Raw genomic sequence first — 16,616 nt, 5'->3', positions numbered from 1 at the left:
CTCCCCGCATGCGCAGTTACCGAGAGCTCTTCCGCACGCCCGAGTTCACCCCGTTCTTCCTCGCCTCCGCCACCCACACCGTGGGCCAGACGATCGGCGGGCTGGCGCTCGGCACCCTGGTCTTCCGCGCGACCGACTCGCCGCTGCTGTCGGCGGTGAGCATGTTCGGGCCGCAGCTCGCCCAGGTGCTCGGCGCCTCGCTGCTGCTGTCGGGCGCCGACCGGCTGCGTCCGCGCACGGCGCTGACCGGCATCGCCCTCGCCTTCGCGGCCAGTACGGCGCTCCTCGCGCTGCCCGGCCTGCCGATCGGGGCGCTCTTCGGTGTGGTCCTCCTGCAGGGCCTGGTCGCCTCGCTGGGCGGGGGAGTGCGCTGGGGGCTGCTGACCGAGATCCTGTCCAAGGACGGCTATCTGCTGGGGCGTTCGGTGTTCAACATGCTCTCCGGGCTGATGCAGATCACCGGGTTCGCGACCGGCGGCGCCCTGCTGACGTTCCTGTCCCCGCGGGTCTGTCTGCTGCTGGCGGCCGCGCTCTACGCCACGACCGCCCTCGGCATGCGCCTGGGGCTGACCGAGCGCCCGCCACGCGCCTCGGGGCGCCCGTCCGTCTCGGCGACCTGGCGCACCAACGCCCTGCTGTGGTCCGACCGCCCGCGCCGGCTCACCTATCTGGGCCTGTGGCTGCCCAACGGCCTCGTCGTGGGCTGCGAGTCCCTCTACGTCTCCTACGCGCCCCACGCCGCCGGCGCGCTGTTCGCCTGCGGGGCGCTGGGCATGTTCGCCGGGGACGTCACCGTCGGCCGCCTGGTCCCTACGGCCGTACGGCGGCGCCTGGCGACGCCGCTGCTCCTGCTGCTGGCCGGCCCCTACCTCTTCTTCGTCCTGCGCCCCGCGCTCCCCCTCGCCGCGGTCGCCGTGACCCTGGCCTCGGTCGGCTTCGGCGCGAGCCTCGTCCAACAGGAGCGGCTGATGGCCCTGACCCCGGACGAACTCTCCGGCCACGCCCTGGGGTTGCACTCCTCCGGCATGCTGACGATGCAGGGCGTGGCCGCGGCCCTGGCGGGCTCCGTCGCCCAACTCACCTCGCCCGGCACGGCGATGACCCTCATGGCGGCCGCGTCGGGCGGGGTGACGGTGGCGCTCGCTACGGCTGCTCGACGGGGGGCGCCGGAGCGGGTACCGGTGCCGCAGGAGTCGTAGCGCCGAACTGCCGGGCCGCCTTGTCGAAGTACCGCAGCAGCTCCACCGGGAACGGCATCACCAGGGTCGAGTTCTTCTCGGCCGCCACCTCCACGACCGTCTGCAGCAGGCGCAGCTGCATCGCCTCCGGGGTGTCGGACATGATGCGGGAGGCGTTGGCGAGCTGCTGGGCGGCCTGGAACTCGCCGTCCGCGGTGATGACCCGGGCCCGGCGTTCGCGCTCGGCCTCCGCCTGGCGGGACATGGACCGCTTCAGGGACTCCGGGAGCTGGACGTCCTTGATCTCGACGCGGTCGATGTGGACGCCCCAGCCGGCGGCCGGGCTGTCGATCATCAGGGCGAGGCCCTCGTGCAGCCTTTCCCGGTCGGAGAGCAGGTCGTCGAGGTCGCTCTTGCCGATGATGGAGCGCAGCGAGGACTGGGCGACCTGGCCGACGGCGAAGACGTAGTCCTGGACCTCGATGGCGGCCCGTGCCGGGTCGACGACCCGGAAGTAGACGACCGCGTCGACCTTGACCGAGACGTTGTCCTTGGTGATGCCCTCCTGGGTGGGCACCGGCATGGTCACCACCTGCACGTTGACCTTGCGCATCCGGTCGGCGAAGGGGATCAGGAAGGTGATGCCGGGATTCCGGTGACCCGGGCGCGCCTTGCCCCAGCGGAACACGACCCCGCGCTCGACCTGGTTGACCACCCGCATCCCGCTGCGCAGCACGAGCAGGGCCACCAGGGCCACCAGCACGACCGCGACCACAGTGCCTTCCATGGCACTCCATTCCTCGGAAGGATCGATCCTCGAAAGGACTGAGACAGAGGAGAAGACACCGGACGGAGTTGACCGGATGCGCTCACGAGCGTCAGGAGAACGTCAAGAAAACCGCCCGGAGCCGGCGCCCGCTCCGAGGGTCGTCGTGGTGGGCGCGGGCTTCGGCGGCATCGCGGTCGCGGCCGAACTCCTGCGGCACGGACTGGACGACGTGACCCTGCTGGAGGCCGCCCCCGAGCTGGGCGGGACCTGGTTCCACAACCGCTACCCGGGTGCCGCCTGCGACGTGCCGAGCCACCTCTACTCGTACTCCTTCGCCCAACGCGCCTCCTGGCCACGGCTGTTCTGCCGCCGGGACGAGATCCTGCGGTACGCGCGCGAGACCGCGGACGCCCTCGGTGTCACCCCCCGGGTCGTGCCGGACACGACGGTGACCTCGTGCACCTGGGACGAGGAGAGCTGCACCTGGACGGTCCGCGGCCGGCGCGGCGGATGTGCGGAGGAACGGGTCGCGGACGCGGTGGTGCTGGCGACCGGACAGCTGGACAAGCCCGCGTTCCCCGCGCTGGAGGGCCTCGCCGACTTCGCCGGGCACAGCTTCCACTCCGCGCGCTGGGACGAGGACCACGACCTGCGGGGCAAGCGGGTGGCGGTGATCGGGACGGGGGCGAGCGCGGCCCAGCTGGTGCCGGAGATCGCGCCCCTGGTCGATCATCTGACGGTGTTCCAGCGCACCGGCAACTGGTTCCTGCCGCGCCCCGACCGCCCGATGCCGGCGGCCCTGGACCGCGCCCTGCGCCTGCCGTGGGCGCGGCGGCTGTGGCGGCGGTTCCTGTACCACGGCATCGAGCTGATCACCCTCTGCGTCCGCCACCCGCGCACGGTGGGCCGTGTCGGCGCCCTTCTCTCGGCCGCCCACATGCGCCGCCAGCTCCCCGACCCCGACCTGCGCCGCAAGGCCTGGCCCGACTACCCCTTCGGCTGCAAACGCGTCCTGCTCAGCTCCGACTTCCTGCCCGCCCTGCGCCGGCCGAACGTCGAACTGGTCACGGAGCCGATCATCCGGATGACCCGGCGGGGCCCGCTCACCGAGGACGGCCGGCTGCACGCCGTGGACAGCGTGATCCACGCGACCAGGTTCCGTACGAACACCTTCATGCTGCCGATGGAGGTACGGGGCGAGGGCGGCCGGTCCATCGAGGACGCGTGGGCCCGGGGCGCCCGCGCGCACCTCGGCATCATGGTCCCCGGCTTCCCCTCCCTGTTCCTCATGTACGGCCCCAACACCAACACCTCCGGCGGCTCCGTCCTGTTCTTCCTGGAGGCCCAGGCCGCCTACGTCCGCCGGGCCCTGCAACTGGCCCGCCGCGCGGGCGCGTCGGCCCTCGACGTGCGGCCGGAGGTGGAGGAGGCGGGGGTGGAGGCCGTACGGGCGCGTTTCTCGGGGACGGCCTGGCAGTCCTGTTCGTCCTGGTACCGCACACCGGACGGCCGGGATGTCGCCAACTGGCCCGGATACATGGGCGAGTACGCGGACCGCACCCGTGAACCGGACCCCGCCGACTTCCGGTTCGTCCGCCCTCAGCCGGGATAGGGCGCGGCGGCACGGCCCGCCCGGAGGGTCCCCGGACACCCAGCAACTGGTCGTCCTGCTGCCCGAGGACGAGGCCACGGCCGAGGCGGTGGACCTCCTGCACGGCCGCTCCCACGGGCCGCTGCGCGCCACCTCGTGACGCGTCGGCCCGGCCCGGTGGGTCAGGTGACGACCTGACCCACCGGCCCCGGTGGTCAGGCGACGACCGTGAACAGACCTGTCGTGTCTCCCAGTTTGCCCAGGGAGATCTTGCCGGGGATGCCGTCGGCCTCGGCGCCGCTGTAGCCGAGGTGGCGCTGCCACTTGGCGTACGCGGCGATCGTGGTCGTACCGAAGGAGCCGTCGCCCGCGTAGGTCTTGGCGAGGTAGCCCAGTTTCACCAGGGCCGCCTCGGTGAGGTTGGTGCCGGCCATGTAGGAGACGTGGCCCTGCTTGGCGCCCGGGTCGGTCTTCGCGGCCTGGACGAGACGGGAGAGGTCGACGCGGGGCTTGCCGGCCTTGGGAGGGGCGGGGTGGGTCTTGGAGGGGGCGGGGGAGGTCTTGGACGGGGCCGGAGAGGTCTTGGCCGGCGTCGTCGCGAGCTGCTTCTTCACGTCGGCGCGGAAGTCGTCCATGTCGAAGCTCGGGTCGACCTTGCCGGGCTGGACCTCCTTGTGCCCGGCGACCGACTTCTCCGACCAGCCGTGCGCCCGGCAGATCGCGGCGGCCCACAGCACGGCCTGGTCGTACTGCGCGTCCGGGTAGGGGTCCTTGCCGTCGCCGAGGTTCTCGATCTCCAGACCGTACAGACAGTCGTTGCCGTCGGCGTTGGCCTGGTTGTCGACGGGGAGGGGCTTCTCCGCGCGCAGGGCGTTGAGGACGTCGAGGTCGACACCGCCGGCGTGGTTGGCGCGGCCGTTGGCGATCGTCCACAGGCCGTCGGTCTTGCCGAGCCAGGCGTGGCAGAGTGGGCCGGGCAGGTCCGATCTGCCGTTGTAGCAGAGCTCCCTGTCACCGTGACCGGCGGTGTGGTGGATCAGTACGCCGATCACGGGACCGAAGTCCTTGCCGGTCGCCGCGTCGCGGTTGTGGGTCTGCCAGCCGGCGTGCTCGTGCACGGTGAGGCCCTCGGCCTTCAGCGCGGCGAGCATCTGGGCGGCCGTCAGGGGTGTGGCCATGACTTGCGGTCCTTTCGGATGGATCCGGTGAACGTAACCGGGTTTCCTGTGAAGCCAGTTGACGAATCGAACCGCGTGCGGGGCGGCCAGGATCGTATGAGGGCTTTCGTACCGGGTGAGGGGGCCGGAAGCCCTGAGGCGCGCGGAGCCGGTGCCGGACTTCTTGCCTCTCACCACTCAACGCACGCGCGGTATAGGCGGGTTGGCGCATGAGTGGTTGACGGCGTGATGCGCGGCGCGGTGGCGGTGTAGGTCCGTGTGGCTCGCTTGGTGCGTGGTGTTGTGGTGGTGTGGGTCTGGATGGCTCGCTCCGTGCGAAGCGAGAGGGCGGTGTCGGTCCGAGTTGTTCACTCCGTGCGCAGCGCGGTGGCCGTGTCCGTCCGGGCGGCCCAGCCGGCCGGCAGCAGGGCGCCCAGTACCGCGATGACCAGCCCGCCGCAGGCGAGCGCGGCCAGCGCGGGCGTGTGGTAGACGGCGATGTCCGAGGCGGGCAGGGTCATGCCGACGGCCTTGCCCATGAGCGGCGTGACGTACCGGTGCAGGGCGACGCCGGCCGGGACCGCCACCGCGCCCGCGAGCAGACCGATCCCGGCGACCGAGGTGACCACCATGGCGACGGTCTGGCGTGGCGCCATGCCCAGGGCCTTGAGGACGCCGAGGTCGTGGACGCGGTCTCGGGTGTCGAGGACGACCGTGTTGAGCACCCCCAGGCCCGCCACCGCGACCAGCATCAGGGTGAGCGTCCCGACCAGCGCGTCCATCGTCACGATCACGTCGGACCCCTGCGCGGTGTTGGCCTGCGCGACCGCGCCGACCGGTCGCAGAGCCGCGTTGAGCGAGGTCAGGTACCGCGCCAGGTCCGTCCCCGGCTTCGTCCGCACGCCGTACTGGCCCGGCGTCGCGTCGAGCCCGAGTGCCGCGAGCGTCGAGGTCCGGGTGAGGAGTTCCATGCCCTCGCCCGCGGTGAAGAACGCCTCGCCGACGATCCGCACCGAGGCCCGCCGCCCCCGCTCCGTCAGGGTCACGGTGTCCCCGACCCGGATCCCGGCGGCCTTCAGGAACCGGGTGGTGACCACCGCCTGCCCCGGCCCGTCGAGCCAACGGCCCGAGACCATCTGCGGGGCCGCCCACGCCGTATCACCCTGGTAGGCCACCACGGTGGTGGCGCCGGTGATCCCGGACGCGCCCACCTCCGCCTGCGCGATGCCGTAGAAGCGGCTGGTCCCGTGCTGGGCGCGGAGCGCGGCGGCGACCTCGGCCGGAGCGGCCTTCGGCGCGTCGGGGCCGCCGCCCGCGTGGACCGCCTGGGCACCGGGCGGCGCCTGCCCGCCGCCGGCCGCCACCATGACGGTCCCGGCCGAGTCGAGCATGCGGCCCGACTGGACGGCCCCGAGCGTCAGGGCCAGCCCGACCCCGAAGGTGACGGTCGCGGCGCCGAAGGCGACCGCGGCGGCCGTCGTCGCCGAACGCGCCGGACGGGCGAAGGGGTGCGCCAGCCCCAGCCCCACCGCCCGCGGCACCGGCAGCCGCCCCGCGAGCCGCCGCGCCAGACGCCCCCGGCCGGTACCGGGCGTACGTCCGACGGTGATCGCCTCCACGGTCCGCAGCCGCCCGGCCCGCAGCGCGGGCACCAGAGCGGCTCCGGCGACCAGCGCGAGGGCCACCCCGGGCACCACGACGTCGATCCACACGGGAACCGACGCCCCCGGACCGCCGAAGGCCGTGCCGACCTCGCCGAGCACCGGAACGGCCAGCAGATTGCCCAGCACCAGCCCGAGCGCGCACCCCACACCCGCCGGGATCAGCGCCTGCCCGACATAGGCCCGTACGACCTGCGCGGGGGTGAAACCAAGGGACTTGAGGATGCCGATGCGCCGGGTCGCGGCGCCGACCGCGCCGCTGACGACGATGCCGATGACCAGAACCGACAGCAGCAGCCCGAGCACCCCGAACGCGGCCAGGAAGGGCACGAACGCCATCGTGTTGGCGGTCTCCTGCTGCCGTACGGCCAGATAGGACCGCGATCCGCTCAGGGCACCCTTCGGCACCGCCGCGGCGATCGCGTTCCGGTCGGCGGTGATCTGAGCATCCGTGCCCGCGTGACGGAAGCGGTAGAGCATCTCGTACGACACCGGGCCGCCCCGCGCGCTCAACGCCTCGGCCTGCGCGGGAGTCACCCAGGCGTCCGCGGTGCCGGTCACCGATAGGGCGACGCCGACCACCGTCAGCGTGGGGGCGCCCGGCGCGGAGGGGAACGTCAGCCGGGCACCCGGCTGTACGGGCACCCCGCCGTACGCCACCACGATCTGTCCGGGCCGGGTGGCCCAGGCACCCGCGACGAGCCTGACCCCGTCGACGCGGCCTCCGGCGTCCGCCCGGCCGACGACGGTCAGCGGCGGCAGATCGACCCCGGCCGGAAGCGCGTCCGACCCCGAGGCGGTGCGCGGCCGCAGGGAGAGAGCCCGGAAGGGCCCGGAGGCGGCGGTCACGCCCGACACGCGGGCGGTCGCACCGACTTGACCGCCGGTCACCTTCGTCCCGTCGAACTGGACGGTCAGATGGGCGCCCCGCTGCTGGGCGAAGGCGTGGTCGAAGGGCGCCCGGGCGGCGACGAGCAGCCCGGCGGCGAGCACGGACGCGGTGACGGCCATGAGCGTGGTGAGGATCATGACGGCGGTCTGCAAGCGCCGTCGACCGATCCCGGCCCGGACCACCTTGCCGAGGGCGCTCACGGGGTCACCGCCGTGGTGTGGAGCCGTAGTTGCGTGAAGGCGGCCTTGCGGGCACTGCTCATCGGGTCACCGCCGGGGTGTGCTCGATGTCCCGCGTGACGCGGCCGTCGACCAGCTCCACCGTCCGGGTCGCGCAGGACTCCGCGAGGCGCAGATCGTGGGTGACCAGGAGGATCGTCTGCCCGTCGGCGTTGAGCTCGGCCAGGAGTTCCCGGACGTCCTCGCCGGAGGCGGTGTCCAGCGCGCCGGTGGGTTCGTCGGCCAGCAGCAGGGCCGGACGGTTCATCAGGGCCCGGGCGACGGCGACCCGTTGCCGCTCCCCGCCGGACAACCGGCCGGGGTAGGCGTCCGCGTGCCGGTCGATGCGCAGATGCTCCAGCAGACCGGCGGCCCGCCGCCGCGCCTCGGCCCGGGGCAGGCCCGCCAACTGGGCGGGCAGCAGCACGTTGTCGGTGACCGTCAGGTCGTCCAGCAGATTGAAGAACTGGAAGACCATGCCGATCTTCGTCCGCCGGAACTCCGCCGACCTCGCCTCACCCATCCCGTCCACCCGCAGCCCGGCGACGGTCACGCTGCCCTCGCTAGGCCGGTCGAGCCCGGCGATCAGGTTCAGCAGCGTCGACTTGCCGCTGCCGGACGGCCCCAGCACGGCGACCGCCTCTCCGGCGCGCACGCTCAGGCTCACGTCGGCGAGCGCCGGCGGCCCCTCGCCGTACGTCCTGGTCACATCACGGATGTCGATGACGGGCGGGGTCGCTGGCACGGTGCCTCCACGGGCCGGTGGTCGGTTTCGGCCCGACGGTAGGGGCCGGGTCGCGGCGGCCGCGTCGCCTGTGACGGCGAGACCGGCTGCCGCCCCCGGATGACCCTCCGGCCGTGTCATCCCAGCGATGTACGCGGGGGATGTACGAGCCGTGAGCCGCCGTCCGCCACGGGAGGGATGTGGCAGGGGCCGGGGCTTGCCACACTGTGCGCATGGGCGGGGCTGTCGGGACGGTGCGAACGGGCGGGACCGCGGGCGCCGCGGCGGAGATCGCGGAGTGGTGGAGGACGAGCGTCTCGGCGCTGCGGCAGCGCAGCCCGCTGCCGCGGCCGTCCCGGTGGATGTGGGCGGCCGACGCGATCCTCGCCTTCGTCCTGGCGGCCTGCACGGTGATCGCCGCCCACCGCCAGGGCAGGAGCACGGTTCCTCTCCCGCCGGTCGTGGTGTCGACCCCCTCGTGGGTACCGACCCCGCCGAGCGCGCCCAACGCCCCCTTCCCGCCGGCGGACATGGCACAACACCTCGGCACGGTCCAGGCCTGGCAACTGGGGCTGGCCGCACTGACCGCGTTGCCCCTGGTGGTACGGCGCCGGTATCCGCTGACCGCGTTCTGGGCGGTGACCGGGGTGAGCCTGCTCTTCAACCAGCGGCTGGGCGGCGGCGACCCGACCGTCTACACCTTCGTCTCCTGCGTGGTCGCCGCCTACAGCGCGGCCGTGTACAGCCCGTACCGCGGGCGAGCGCTGGCCGGCCTGCTGGCCGGGGCCGTCCTGCTGGCCGTCTTCCACGACGAGAACTTCCCGTCCTTCACGCCCGGTGTCGTACCTTTCCTCGCCCTGCTCGGGGTCGGGTTGGCCGCCAACGCCGTCCACACCTGGAAGCAACGCCTGCGCGTCCTGCAGGAGAACCACGAGACCGCGACCCGGCTGGCCGTCGACCGCGAACGCTCCCGTATCGCCCGCGAACTCCACGACGTCGTCACCCACAATGTGAGCGTGATGGTCATCCAGGCGGGCGCGGCCCGCAAGGTGATGGACACCGCCCCGGACCGCGCCCGCGAGGCACTGCTGGCGGTGGAGGCGGGGGGCCGCAGCGCGATGACGGAACTGCGGCAGGTGATGGGCCTGTTGAGGATGGCGGCCGACGGGGGAGAGCTGGTGGGTGGAGAAGGGGGTGGGGTGGACTCCGGGGAGGTCGGGGCGGGGGCGGTTGGTTGTGGTGACGGGGTGCCGGTTGGCTACGGCTCCGCTCTGGCGGCTGGTGACGGCCCCGGCCCGGTCACGGACGCTGACCTGGCACCGCAACCGGGCCTGGCCCAGGTGCCTGCCCTCACCGACCGCCTCCGCAGGACCGGCGTGCCCATCGAGCTGACCGTCACCGGAACCCCCGTACCCCTGCCCGCCGGTGTCGAGCTGGCCGCGTACCGCGTGGTGCAGGAGGCGCTGACCAACGCCGTGAAGCACGCGACCGGCGCCCGGGTACGGGTCACCGTCGACCACGTCCCGGGCGCGCTGCACATCGAGGTGTCCGACACGGGCGGCACCGCGATGTCCCCGGTCGACCCGGGCCCCAGTGCTGCCGCCGGCTACGGCCTCATGGGCCTGCGCGAACGCCTCGCCGTCCACGGCGGCACCCTGCAGGCGGGGGAACGGCCCACCGGCGGCTTCAGGGTCCGTGCCGTCCTGCCGGTCCAGGAACCGGCGTGAGCGAGCCGCCGCCGCGGGTGGTGATCGCCGACGATCAGGTACTGGTCCGCACCGGCTTCAGCCTGATCCTCGCCGCGGACGGAATCGAGGTCGTCGCCGAGGCCTCCGACGGCGACGAGGCGATCGACGCGGTCCGCCGCACCCGCCCCGACCTGGTCCTGATGGACATCCGCATGCCCGGGACCGACGGTCTGGAGGCCACCCGGCGCATCCTCTCCGGCCTGGTGCCCGATCCGCCCCGCGTCCTCATCCTGACCACGTTCGACCTCGACCGCTATGTCTACGCCGCCCTCACCGCGGGAGCGAGCGGCTTCCTCCTCAAGGACGTCACGCCCGAGCACCTGGTCGCCGCCGTCCGGCTCGCCCGCACCGGCGACGCGCTGCTGGCCCCGACCATCACCCGACGCCTCATCGAGCGCTTCGTCGCCCACGACACGACCCACACCGCCACCCTCCACCGAGACCTCTCGGCGCTCACCCCCCGCGAAGTCGAAGTCCTCCGCGCTCTCGGCAACGGCCTCAGCAACACCGAACTCGCCACCCACTTCCGCCTGAGCGAGGCCACGGTGAAAACCCACGTGACCCGAATCCTCTCCAAACTCACCCTCCGCGACCGCGCCCAAGCCGTGGTGGTGGCTTACGAGACGGGGCTGATCGTGCCGGGCGCGGGCGGCACCACGACCGAGCGATAGCCACCACCCACCCGTCCTTCCAGGAGCACCGTGTCCCCGACAAGACCCTCCGCCGGCACCCGCGCCGTACTCGCGGCAGCCCTCCTGCTGCCGGCAGCAGGCTTCCTCGGCGCGTGCTCGGCCGTCGGCGGCGACGGCTGCGACGACACGGCCGCCGAACTCACGCGGCTGGCCAGGCAGCCACTGCTCGCCTCGGCGCCCACCCGCGCCTCGGAGCCCGCCGGTTACCGTGGCGTCGGCGTGACCACCGGATGCGACGGCGACAGCGCCGGAGCGCCCTGGCTGCACGCGGACCGCCTGTACGCGTTCCCGGGCGAACCCGGAGAGGTCATCGCCCACTACGCCAGCGCGGCCACCGCGGCCGGCTGGCACCGCGAACGGGACCCGGCCACCGGGGCACCGCCCGCCACGGTGGAGGGCGCCTGCTGGACCACGACCGAAAAGGACCGCCACCTGCTGCTCACCGTCGACCTCCACCCCAGGGGCTTCTCACCCGAGCCCGAGACAGCGGCAGGGAGAGGCCAGGGCTTCGTCTACGCGGTATCGATCGGCACCGAACGGGACGGCGGCGGGGAAACGTGCTGGCACTAAGGGCAGACGCGCCGCCACCACACGGCGCTGCCGGCGCCGCATCCACCACGCCTCTGCCAGGAAATTCCGTATGATACGCGGCAATCTCCGTATCTGCACGATTACGGATCGTAGTGAGAGGTCGCGGTGGACGCAGTAGAACCCGAGAACCGCCACAGCCGCCCAGTCAGATGATCTTCACCGTGGACACCGGCCGCCGACCAGCACGAGCACGGCAAAGCGCGCACACCAGCCCACCTGACCTGCGGAATTTCACGATGCACACCTCTCACTGATCGCCGCGTCCGCCCGGTTCCTGGCGGCAGGGGTCAGAAGCTGTACGGTCCGAAGCGGCCCCAGGCCACCAGGGCGGCCAGGATCAGCAGGACGGCGTTGAAGGCGATGGCGCCGGGTTCCTTGCGTCGGGCGTGGGTCATCGCGGCCAGCACCATCACCACTACCAGGCCGGTCGCGGTCAGCGGCGTCAGTACGGGGGCTATGCCGGTGGCCCCGGGCAGGATCAGCCCGAGGGCGGCGGCGAACTCCACGACCCCGATGAAGCGGACGGTGCCCTGGGAGAAGTCGGCCACCCAGGGCAGCTGTTCGGTCAGCTCGTCCTTGGGCCGGGTGGACTTGGTGACACCGGCCATGGCGAACATGGCGGCGAGTACCGCCTGCACGATCCACAGGACGACGTTCACGGGAGAGGATCTTTCGGGGAGGGAAGGAGAGAGGGGTCGGGAAGGAGCGCGCGGGCGCTCCTTCCCGGGAGCGGCCGAAGGGCGGGACGTGCCGGCCGCCGGGGCCGCCGGTGCCGAGAACCGTCGATGATCACCCGTTCTCGGCTCGGGCGGGGCAGCTGTGTCAGTCCTCGATGGAGAGGGCCGCCAGGGACCGCATGTCCGGATCACTGTGCCGTGAACCGTCCCAGACGGTGCTGAGCCGGGTTATCCTGCCCGTGCTGTCGAGCTGCAGTGCGGTGACGCCGCTCAGCTCCGGCCTGCCGTCCACAACCCATTCGTAGCCGCCGCCTTGTGCGCTGCCGAGCACGTGGCGGACCACTGCCCCCGGCCCGTACGGCAGCTGGGGCAGCGCCCGCTGAAGGTAGCGGCCGATCGCCAGCCGTCCCTCCAGGCCGGCTCTCGTGGTCAGGTCCTCGAAGACGGCGTCGGCGGAGAACAGCGCTGCGCTCCGTGCGGCGTCGCCCGCCGCCATCGCGGCGCCCAGTTGACGGGCGACCCTGTCGATGACCCAGGATGCGTTCTGCCGTACTTTCTCCACGCCGAGGGTGCGCGGGTACTGGTCGACCGGGGCACGGCCGGTGATGGCGGGATTGCGTCGTCCGTCCCAGTAGTCGACCTGGCGGGTGATCCTGCCGTCCTTGAAGTCGAACGTGGAGAGCGTGCGGATTTCCGCGCCGAACATTTCGGGTGTGTCGACGAAGTGGACGATGGCGCTGTGGGTGTCGCCGAAGATGCGCAGGGGGTACGCCAGCGCGCCCGCTGGCCAGCTGCTCATGGCCTGGGTGTTCCCTTCCTTCAAGGTGGTCCAGTCGGTCACGGCGACGCTGCCGCCGAGAACGGCGTCGTAGTAGCCGACCTGGGACCGGAGGAAGTGCTCCATGAAGGCGTCGGGGTCATGCAGGCTCTTGGCCGTGAAGTAGCTGCGGAAGAAGGCCACTGCCTTCTTGGAGGCGTGGCTGGTGTCCGCGACATCCGGGTAGATGCCGGCGCGGCGTTCGGCTGGTCCGGAATGTGTCGTCGCCGGTGCGGCCCCGGCAGCCGGAGCGGAACCGAGAAGTGCCAGTCCGGCGGCAGCGCCGCCGACGGTCAGGAATGCTCGTCTGTCCATCATGAACCATTCGGGTCATGGGCCGTTGTGTCGGCGGCCCGGGTAGGCAGGTGTGCAGGTGGGATGCGGTGGGCACGGCATCATGCCCAGCCAGGTCGAAACGGGGTAAAGGGGAATGGGCCGGCGTCGGTGTGCGATCACGAGCGTCCGGGTTTCGAGGCCGGAGCAGGTGCTGCTGTGGCTTTGTCGTGGCCGTGGTGAGGTGGCCGGTGATGGGGGAGGTCTTGACGCAGGCGGCGATCGTGGTGAGCAGGGTGGTGCCGATCGCCGGGGCCGTGCGGCCTGCTCAGATCGTGATGACGAGCTTGCCCCGGGCGTGGCCGGTCTCGCTGCGGGCGTGGGCCTCGGCGATCCGGTCGAGGGGGTAGGTGGCTTCGATGTGCGGGACGTACGCTCCGGCCGCCCCCAGCTCCGCGGCCTCCACCAGCGAGGCCGGCGTGGCGACGTCGGGTGAGATCGAGAGACGGGCGCCGTGCTGCTGAGCGGTCGGGTCGGCGATGGAGACGACGGCTGCCGGAGTGGGTGCGATCTTGACGAGGTCCGGCAGGGAGCCGGCGCCCGCCACGTCGGCGACGACATCCACGCCGGCGGGAGCGAGCGCGCTCACGCGGTCCGCCAGCCCGGGCCCGTAGGTCGTGGGTGTGGCGCCGAGCGAGCGCAGGTATGCGTGGTTGCCCTCGCCGGCGGTGCCGATCACGGTGGCTCCACGGGCGACGGCGAACTGGACCAGGGCACTGCCGACACCACCGGAGGCACCCTCGACCAGCAGCGTGCTGCCCGCACCGACCTTCAGCTCGTTCAGCACGCGGACCGCCGTCTCGGCCGCCACCCCCACGGCCGCGGCCTGCTCCATCGTCCACGCGTCCGGTACCGGCGCCCATTCGTAGAGCACCGCGTACTCGGCCGTGGTCCCCACGGCCGAGTTCCCGAACACCCGGTCGCCGACGGCGACACCCGCAACGCCGTCACCGACCTCGTCCACCACTCCGGCTGCGTCCCGGCCCGGGATCTTCGGGAACTGCAGCGGCATCATCTCCTTCAGGTAGCCGGCCCGGAGTTTGACGTCGATCGGGTTGACACTGGCGGCCTCGACCCGGATCCGGACCTCGCCCGGACCGGCGTGCGGCTCGGGCACGTCCTCGACCCTCAGCACCGACGGGTCGCCGTACTCGTGATAGGTCACTGCTCGCATGGAAATGGACCTCCAAGTCCTTTAAAGAATCGGGTAATTGGGAGTCGATAGTTGGAGGGGTGGTGGGCTGTGGGTGGGCGCCCTGCTGCGGGCGCTCAGGCGGCCTCGGTGACTGTGACGATGACCTTTCCGCGGGCGCGTCCCGTGTGGCGACAGACCATCGCGTCGGCCGTGTCGCACAGCGGGTAGGTCCGGTCGATGACGGGTGTGAGTTTTCCGGCCGTGACGACCTCGCTCAGCTGCTCAAGGGCCGAGGCGGTGGGCACGACCGCGAGCGCCAGCACCTTCTGGCTGATGAACGGTGACAGCGCCAGGCCCTTCACCACGCGGCCGATCAGTCCGACGATGCGGCCGGACGCCTCTCCGCTCAGGAGGACCACCGTGCCTTTCGGTGTGGCGAGGCGTCTGAGTATCGATGCCGTATCGGTTCCCCCCGCCTGAACGATCACGTCGTAGCGCCGGTCGGTCGCGGTGAGATCCGTCTTCGTGTAGTCGATCACGTGGTCCGCGCCGAGCGATCGGAGTGACCTCGGCGCCCATCGCCTTGGCGGGCTGCACCGCGCACGTCCCAACACCGCCCGACGCGCCGATGACGAGCACCCGCTGCCACGGCTCGACGCCTTGCGGACCGCCAAGTCCGGTCAGCGCCGTCAGTCCCGAGACGGGCAGGGCCGCCGCCTGATCGAAAGACAGGTGCGCCGGCTTGTGCACCAGGAGGTCTTCGGAGGCCGCCGCGTACTCGGCGAACCCACCGTGCCGGATCGACCCGTACACCTCGCCACCTGGCTGGAACCTGGTGACGCCCGAGCCGACGGCCTCCACCCGCCCGGCGACATCGCCGCCGAGGACGGGCTTCCTCGGCCGGCGCAACCCGGTGGCCGGGCGCTGACACAGGCACGGCTCGGCACGCAGCGTGTGGGTGTCGAGCGGGTTCACCGCCGCGGAATGGATCCTCCCCAGCACTTCTCCGGCCCCATCGCTCGCGGAGCCGTACTCGCGGCAGACGATCGCTTCCATGACGCGGGCCTCCTGATGCTTTTCCCGGGGGCGGACAGAGGGCCTGGAGTCCCGCGCGCCCCCGCTCCCGCATGCCCTCACCGGCCCCTGTTGCCGAGTTCCAGCGCGGACGCCGCGGACTTCCACCAGCCCGTCGGCGTGAACGTCGGCGGCGAACACCCCGACCAAGCCGGAACCGGCGCCGGGTCGGCCGTCGCCGATACCCGTGACGGCCCTCACGTGGGGACACCGATGCATGGCCCCATTGCTCGCTGACATGTTTCCCAGGCTGTCACTGATGACGCATTGAGTCAAGATAGTCTCGGCGAGCCCAAAGCAGCGCAAGGTGGCATCGGAGTCGTGGTGGATATGAACGCAGCCCCAACGGCCGACATCGCGGTGCGCAAGCGTCAGCTCGTAGGCAGTCTTGCCCTGGCCGCGGTAGGCACGCGGCGTGAAAGGAGGCGTTCGCCCCGCAGGGCGGCGCCACCGTGGTTTAGCCGTCGGCCTGCGCACTTTGACCGCCCGCCGCCTCGATCTGGTCAACGACCGGACCCGTCAGACGCCATCCGCTTTCCGAACGTGATCGTTTGGTTCGGGCTGGGTCGGCATGAACTCCGGCTGGCGACGGGAGAGATGGGCATGGTTCGTCCGTTCGTCTGGCTTGTGGAGGTAGCTGGTGCCGTCGGTGCTCGGTCTGCTGGAGGCTCTGGAGAAGAAGGTCCGGGAAGAGGTGGCACGGCTGCGGGAGGAGGCCGAGCGGGTGCAGGCCGCGCTCGGCGAGGCGGAGCGGGCACTTCAGCGTCTGGCGGATGCCCGTGTGACGGTGGCCGAGGTGCTGGCGGAGCCGCCTGTCGCGGAAGCGGAGCCGGTGGTGAGTGCGGTGGCGGGGTCGGTGGCGCCCAGACGGGCCGAGGGCATGACAGCGACGGTCCTGCCTCCGGACTACCAGCGGATCATGTCCGTGCTGGAGTCGGATGCGGCCCGGGAGGGTATGCGGTGCCAGCAGCTGGCCGCGGTCCTGGGCCTTCAGGCGGTTCCGGCGAAGGTCGAGGGGCTGCGGTCGAAGGCGAAACGCCTGGTGGAACGAGGGTGGGCGCTCCAGACGCGGCCGGGGGTGTTCACCCCGCTCGGGGCTGCCGGCCGGCTGAAGGCTGCGGGGCGGCGCCCGGCCAGGCGGCTGCTCATGAGCATGGTCATCGACCACAGCACCATGGCCTCGTGCATGGCGGGCAGCGTCTCGTAGTCGCGCACCAGGCGACGCGAGCGCATCAGCCAGCTCAGCGTTCTCTCCACCACCCACCTATCAGTTACGTGGAATCTGACCGCAGCGGAGATCATCTCCCTGCGGTACGACCACGGACTGAGGAGATGTGTTGGGCACGGTGGTGCTGGAGG

Annotated in this window: 15 protein-coding genes and 2 pseudogenes; 7 read left to right on the top strand and 10 right to left on the bottom strand. The window is 72.0% G+C overall.

Annotated features, from left to right (window positions below):
- Window positions 1-8: 8 nt before the first annotated feature.
- A complete protein-coding gene (locus ABZ453_RS47140; protein ID WP_359025636.1) occupies window positions 9-1,199 on the top strand; it encodes an MFS transporter in 1,191 nt (396 codons plus the stop codon).
- On the opposite strand, the gene ABZ453_RS47135 is transcribed toward ABZ453_RS47140, so the two are convergent.
- Window positions 1,144-1,965 (bottom strand): slipin family protein, encoded by an 822-nt coding sequence (locus ABZ453_RS47135; protein ID WP_359025634.1) that lies wholly within the window; start codon window positions 1,963-1,965, stop codon window positions 1,144-1,146. The two genes, ABZ453_RS47140 and ABZ453_RS47135, sit on opposite strands and share 56 nt — an antisense overlap.
- Before the next feature lie 148 nt (window positions 1,966-2,113).
- Between ABZ453_RS47135 and ABZ453_RS47130 the strand changes: the two genes are divergently transcribed.
- On the top strand, window positions 2,114-3,559 hold the full coding sequence (locus ABZ453_RS47130; RefSeq protein WP_359025632.1) for an NAD(P)/FAD-dependent oxidoreductase: 1,446 nt from the start codon (window positions 2,114-2,116) through the stop codon (window positions 3,557-3,559).
- Window positions 3,510-3,698 (top strand): hypothetical protein, encoded by a 189-nt coding sequence (locus tag ABZ453_RS47125; protein ID WP_359025631.1) that lies wholly within the window; start codon window positions 3,510-3,512, stop codon window positions 3,696-3,698. The genes ABZ453_RS47130 and ABZ453_RS47125 overlap by 50 nt, the downstream gene beginning before the upstream one ends.
- 55 nt (window positions 3,699-3,753) lie before the next feature.
- Here ABZ453_RS47125 and ABZ453_RS47120 read toward each other — a convergent pair whose 3' ends face one another.
- The 3 genes from ABZ453_RS47120 to ABZ453_RS47110 form a co-directional block, all read right to left on the bottom strand.
- Window positions 3,754-4,716: an N-acetylmuramoyl-L-alanine amidase gene (locus ABZ453_RS47120; RefSeq protein ID WP_359025629.1), complete on the bottom strand. Its 963-nt coding sequence runs from the start codon at window positions 4,714-4,716 to the stop codon at window positions 3,754-3,756.
- A gap of 347 nt (window positions 4,717-5,063) precedes the next feature.
- A complete protein-coding gene (locus ABZ453_RS47115) occupies window positions 5,064-7,448 on the bottom strand; it encodes an ABC transporter permease (RefSeq protein ID WP_359025628.1) in 2,385 nt (794 codons plus the stop codon).
- Between the two features lie 58 nt (window positions 7,449-7,506).
- Entirely contained in the window at window positions 7,507-8,211 is a 705-nt protein-coding gene (locus ABZ453_RS47110) for an ABC transporter ATP-binding protein (RefSeq protein WP_359025626.1), read from the bottom strand.
- Between the two features lie 212 nt (window positions 8,212-8,423).
- On the opposite strand from ABZ453_RS47110, the gene ABZ453_RS47105 reads away from it, so the two are divergent.
- Genes ABZ453_RS47105 through ABZ453_RS47095 form a run of 3 tightly spaced genes read left to right on the top strand, consistent with a single transcriptional unit; the run spans window position 8,424 to window position 11,200 of the window.
- Window positions 8,424-9,917: a histidine kinase gene (locus ABZ453_RS47105; protein WP_359025624.1), complete on the top strand. Its 1,494-nt coding sequence runs from the start codon at window positions 8,424-8,426 to the stop codon at window positions 9,915-9,917.
- Window positions 9,914-10,609 (top strand): response regulator transcription factor, encoded by a 696-nt coding sequence (locus ABZ453_RS47100; RefSeq protein ID WP_359025622.1) that lies wholly within the window; start codon window positions 9,914-9,916, stop codon window positions 10,607-10,609. Before ABZ453_RS47105 ends, ABZ453_RS47100 begins: the two co-directional genes overlap by 4 nt.
- A gap of 30 nt (window positions 10,610-10,639) precedes the next feature.
- Window positions 10,640-11,200 carry a hypothetical protein gene (locus ABZ453_RS47095; RefSeq protein ID WP_359025620.1) on the top strand — a complete coding sequence of 187 codons (561 nt, stop codon included), beginning with the start codon at window positions 10,640-10,642 and terminating at the stop codon, window positions 11,198-11,200.
- A 308-nt stretch (window positions 11,201-11,508) separates the two neighbouring features.
- On the opposite strand, the gene ABZ453_RS47090 is transcribed toward ABZ453_RS47095, so the two are convergent.
- From ABZ453_RS47090 to ABZ453_RS47070, 5 genes and pseudogenes are all read right to left on the bottom strand, one after another.
- Window positions 11,509-11,880: a DoxX family protein gene (locus ABZ453_RS47090; protein ID WP_359025618.1), complete on the bottom strand. Its 372-nt coding sequence runs from the start codon at window positions 11,878-11,880 to the stop codon at window positions 11,509-11,511.
- 163 nt (window positions 11,881-12,043) lie between these two features.
- On the bottom strand, window positions 12,044-13,033 hold the full coding sequence (locus ABZ453_RS47085) for a hypothetical protein (protein WP_359025617.1): 990 nt from the start codon (window positions 13,031-13,033) through the stop codon (window positions 12,044-12,046).
- A 283-nt stretch (window positions 13,034-13,316) separates the two neighbouring features.
- Window positions 13,317-14,222 (bottom strand): NADP-dependent oxidoreductase, encoded by a 906-nt coding sequence (locus tag ABZ453_RS47080; protein ID WP_359025615.1) that lies wholly within the window; start codon window positions 14,220-14,222, stop codon window positions 13,317-13,319.
- Between the two features lie 95 nt (window positions 14,223-14,317).
- Window positions 14,318-14,722: a zinc-binding dehydrogenase gene (locus ABZ453_RS47075; RefSeq protein ID WP_359025613.1), complete on the bottom strand. Its 405-nt coding sequence runs from the start codon at window positions 14,720-14,722 to the stop codon at window positions 14,318-14,320.
- 328 nt (window positions 14,723-15,050) lie between these two features.
- Window positions 15,051-15,239 (bottom strand): annotated as a pseudogene (locus ABZ453_RS47070) (NAD(P)-dependent alcohol dehydrogenase); the annotation flags it as partial.
- A gap of 658 nt (window positions 15,240-15,897) precedes the next feature.
- Between ABZ453_RS47070 and ABZ453_RS47065 the strand changes: the two are divergent.
- Window positions 15,898-16,464: a hypothetical protein gene (locus ABZ453_RS47065; protein ID WP_359025658.1), complete on the top strand. Its 567-nt coding sequence runs from the start codon at window positions 15,898-15,900 to the stop codon at window positions 16,462-16,464.
- Here ABZ453_RS47065 and ABZ453_RS47060 read toward each other — a convergent pair.
- Window positions 16,428-16,538, bottom strand: a pseudogene (locus tag ABZ453_RS47060) (IS5/IS1182 family transposase); the annotation flags it as partial. The gene ABZ453_RS47065 and the pseudogene ABZ453_RS47060 sit on opposite strands and share 37 nt — an antisense overlap.
- Between the last annotated feature and the right edge of the window lie 78 nt (window positions 16,539-16,616).

Origin of the sequence: Streptomyces sp. NPDC005799 (genome assembly GCF_040630525.1) — a bacterium.
GTDB lineage: Bacteria > Actinomycetota > Actinomycetes > Streptomycetales > Streptomycetaceae > Streptomyces > Streptomyces griseorubiginosus_B.
Note: the sequence above shows the minus strand (reverse complement) of the source record. Positions and strands in the feature narration are given on the sequence as shown.

Bases quoted from the DNA above. Each gene is read 5' to 3' on its own strand.
- ABZ453_RS47140 (WP_359025636.1), top strand. From the start codon at position 9: ATGCGCAGTTACCGAGAGCTCTTCCGCACGCCCGAGTTCACCCCGTTC.
- ABZ453_RS47135 (WP_359025634.1), bottom strand. From the start codon at position 1,965: ATGGAAGGCACTGTGGTCGCGGTCGTGCTGGTGGCCCTGGTGGCCCTG.
- ABZ453_RS47120 (WP_359025629.1), bottom strand. From the start codon at position 4,716: ATGGCCACACCCCTGACGGCCGCCCAGATGCTCGCCGCGCTGAAGGCC.
- ABZ453_RS47105 (WP_359025624.1), top strand. From the start codon at position 8,424: ATGGGCGGGGCTGTCGGGACGGTGCGAACGGGCGGGACCGCGGGCGCC.
- ABZ453_RS47085 (WP_359025617.1), bottom strand. From the start codon at position 13,033: ATGATGGACAGACGAGCATTCCTGACCGTCGGCGGCGCTGCCGCCGGA.
- ABZ453_RS47080 (WP_359025615.1), bottom strand. From the start codon at position 14,222: ATGCGAGCAGTGACCTATCACGAGTACGGCGACCCGTCGGTGCTGAGG.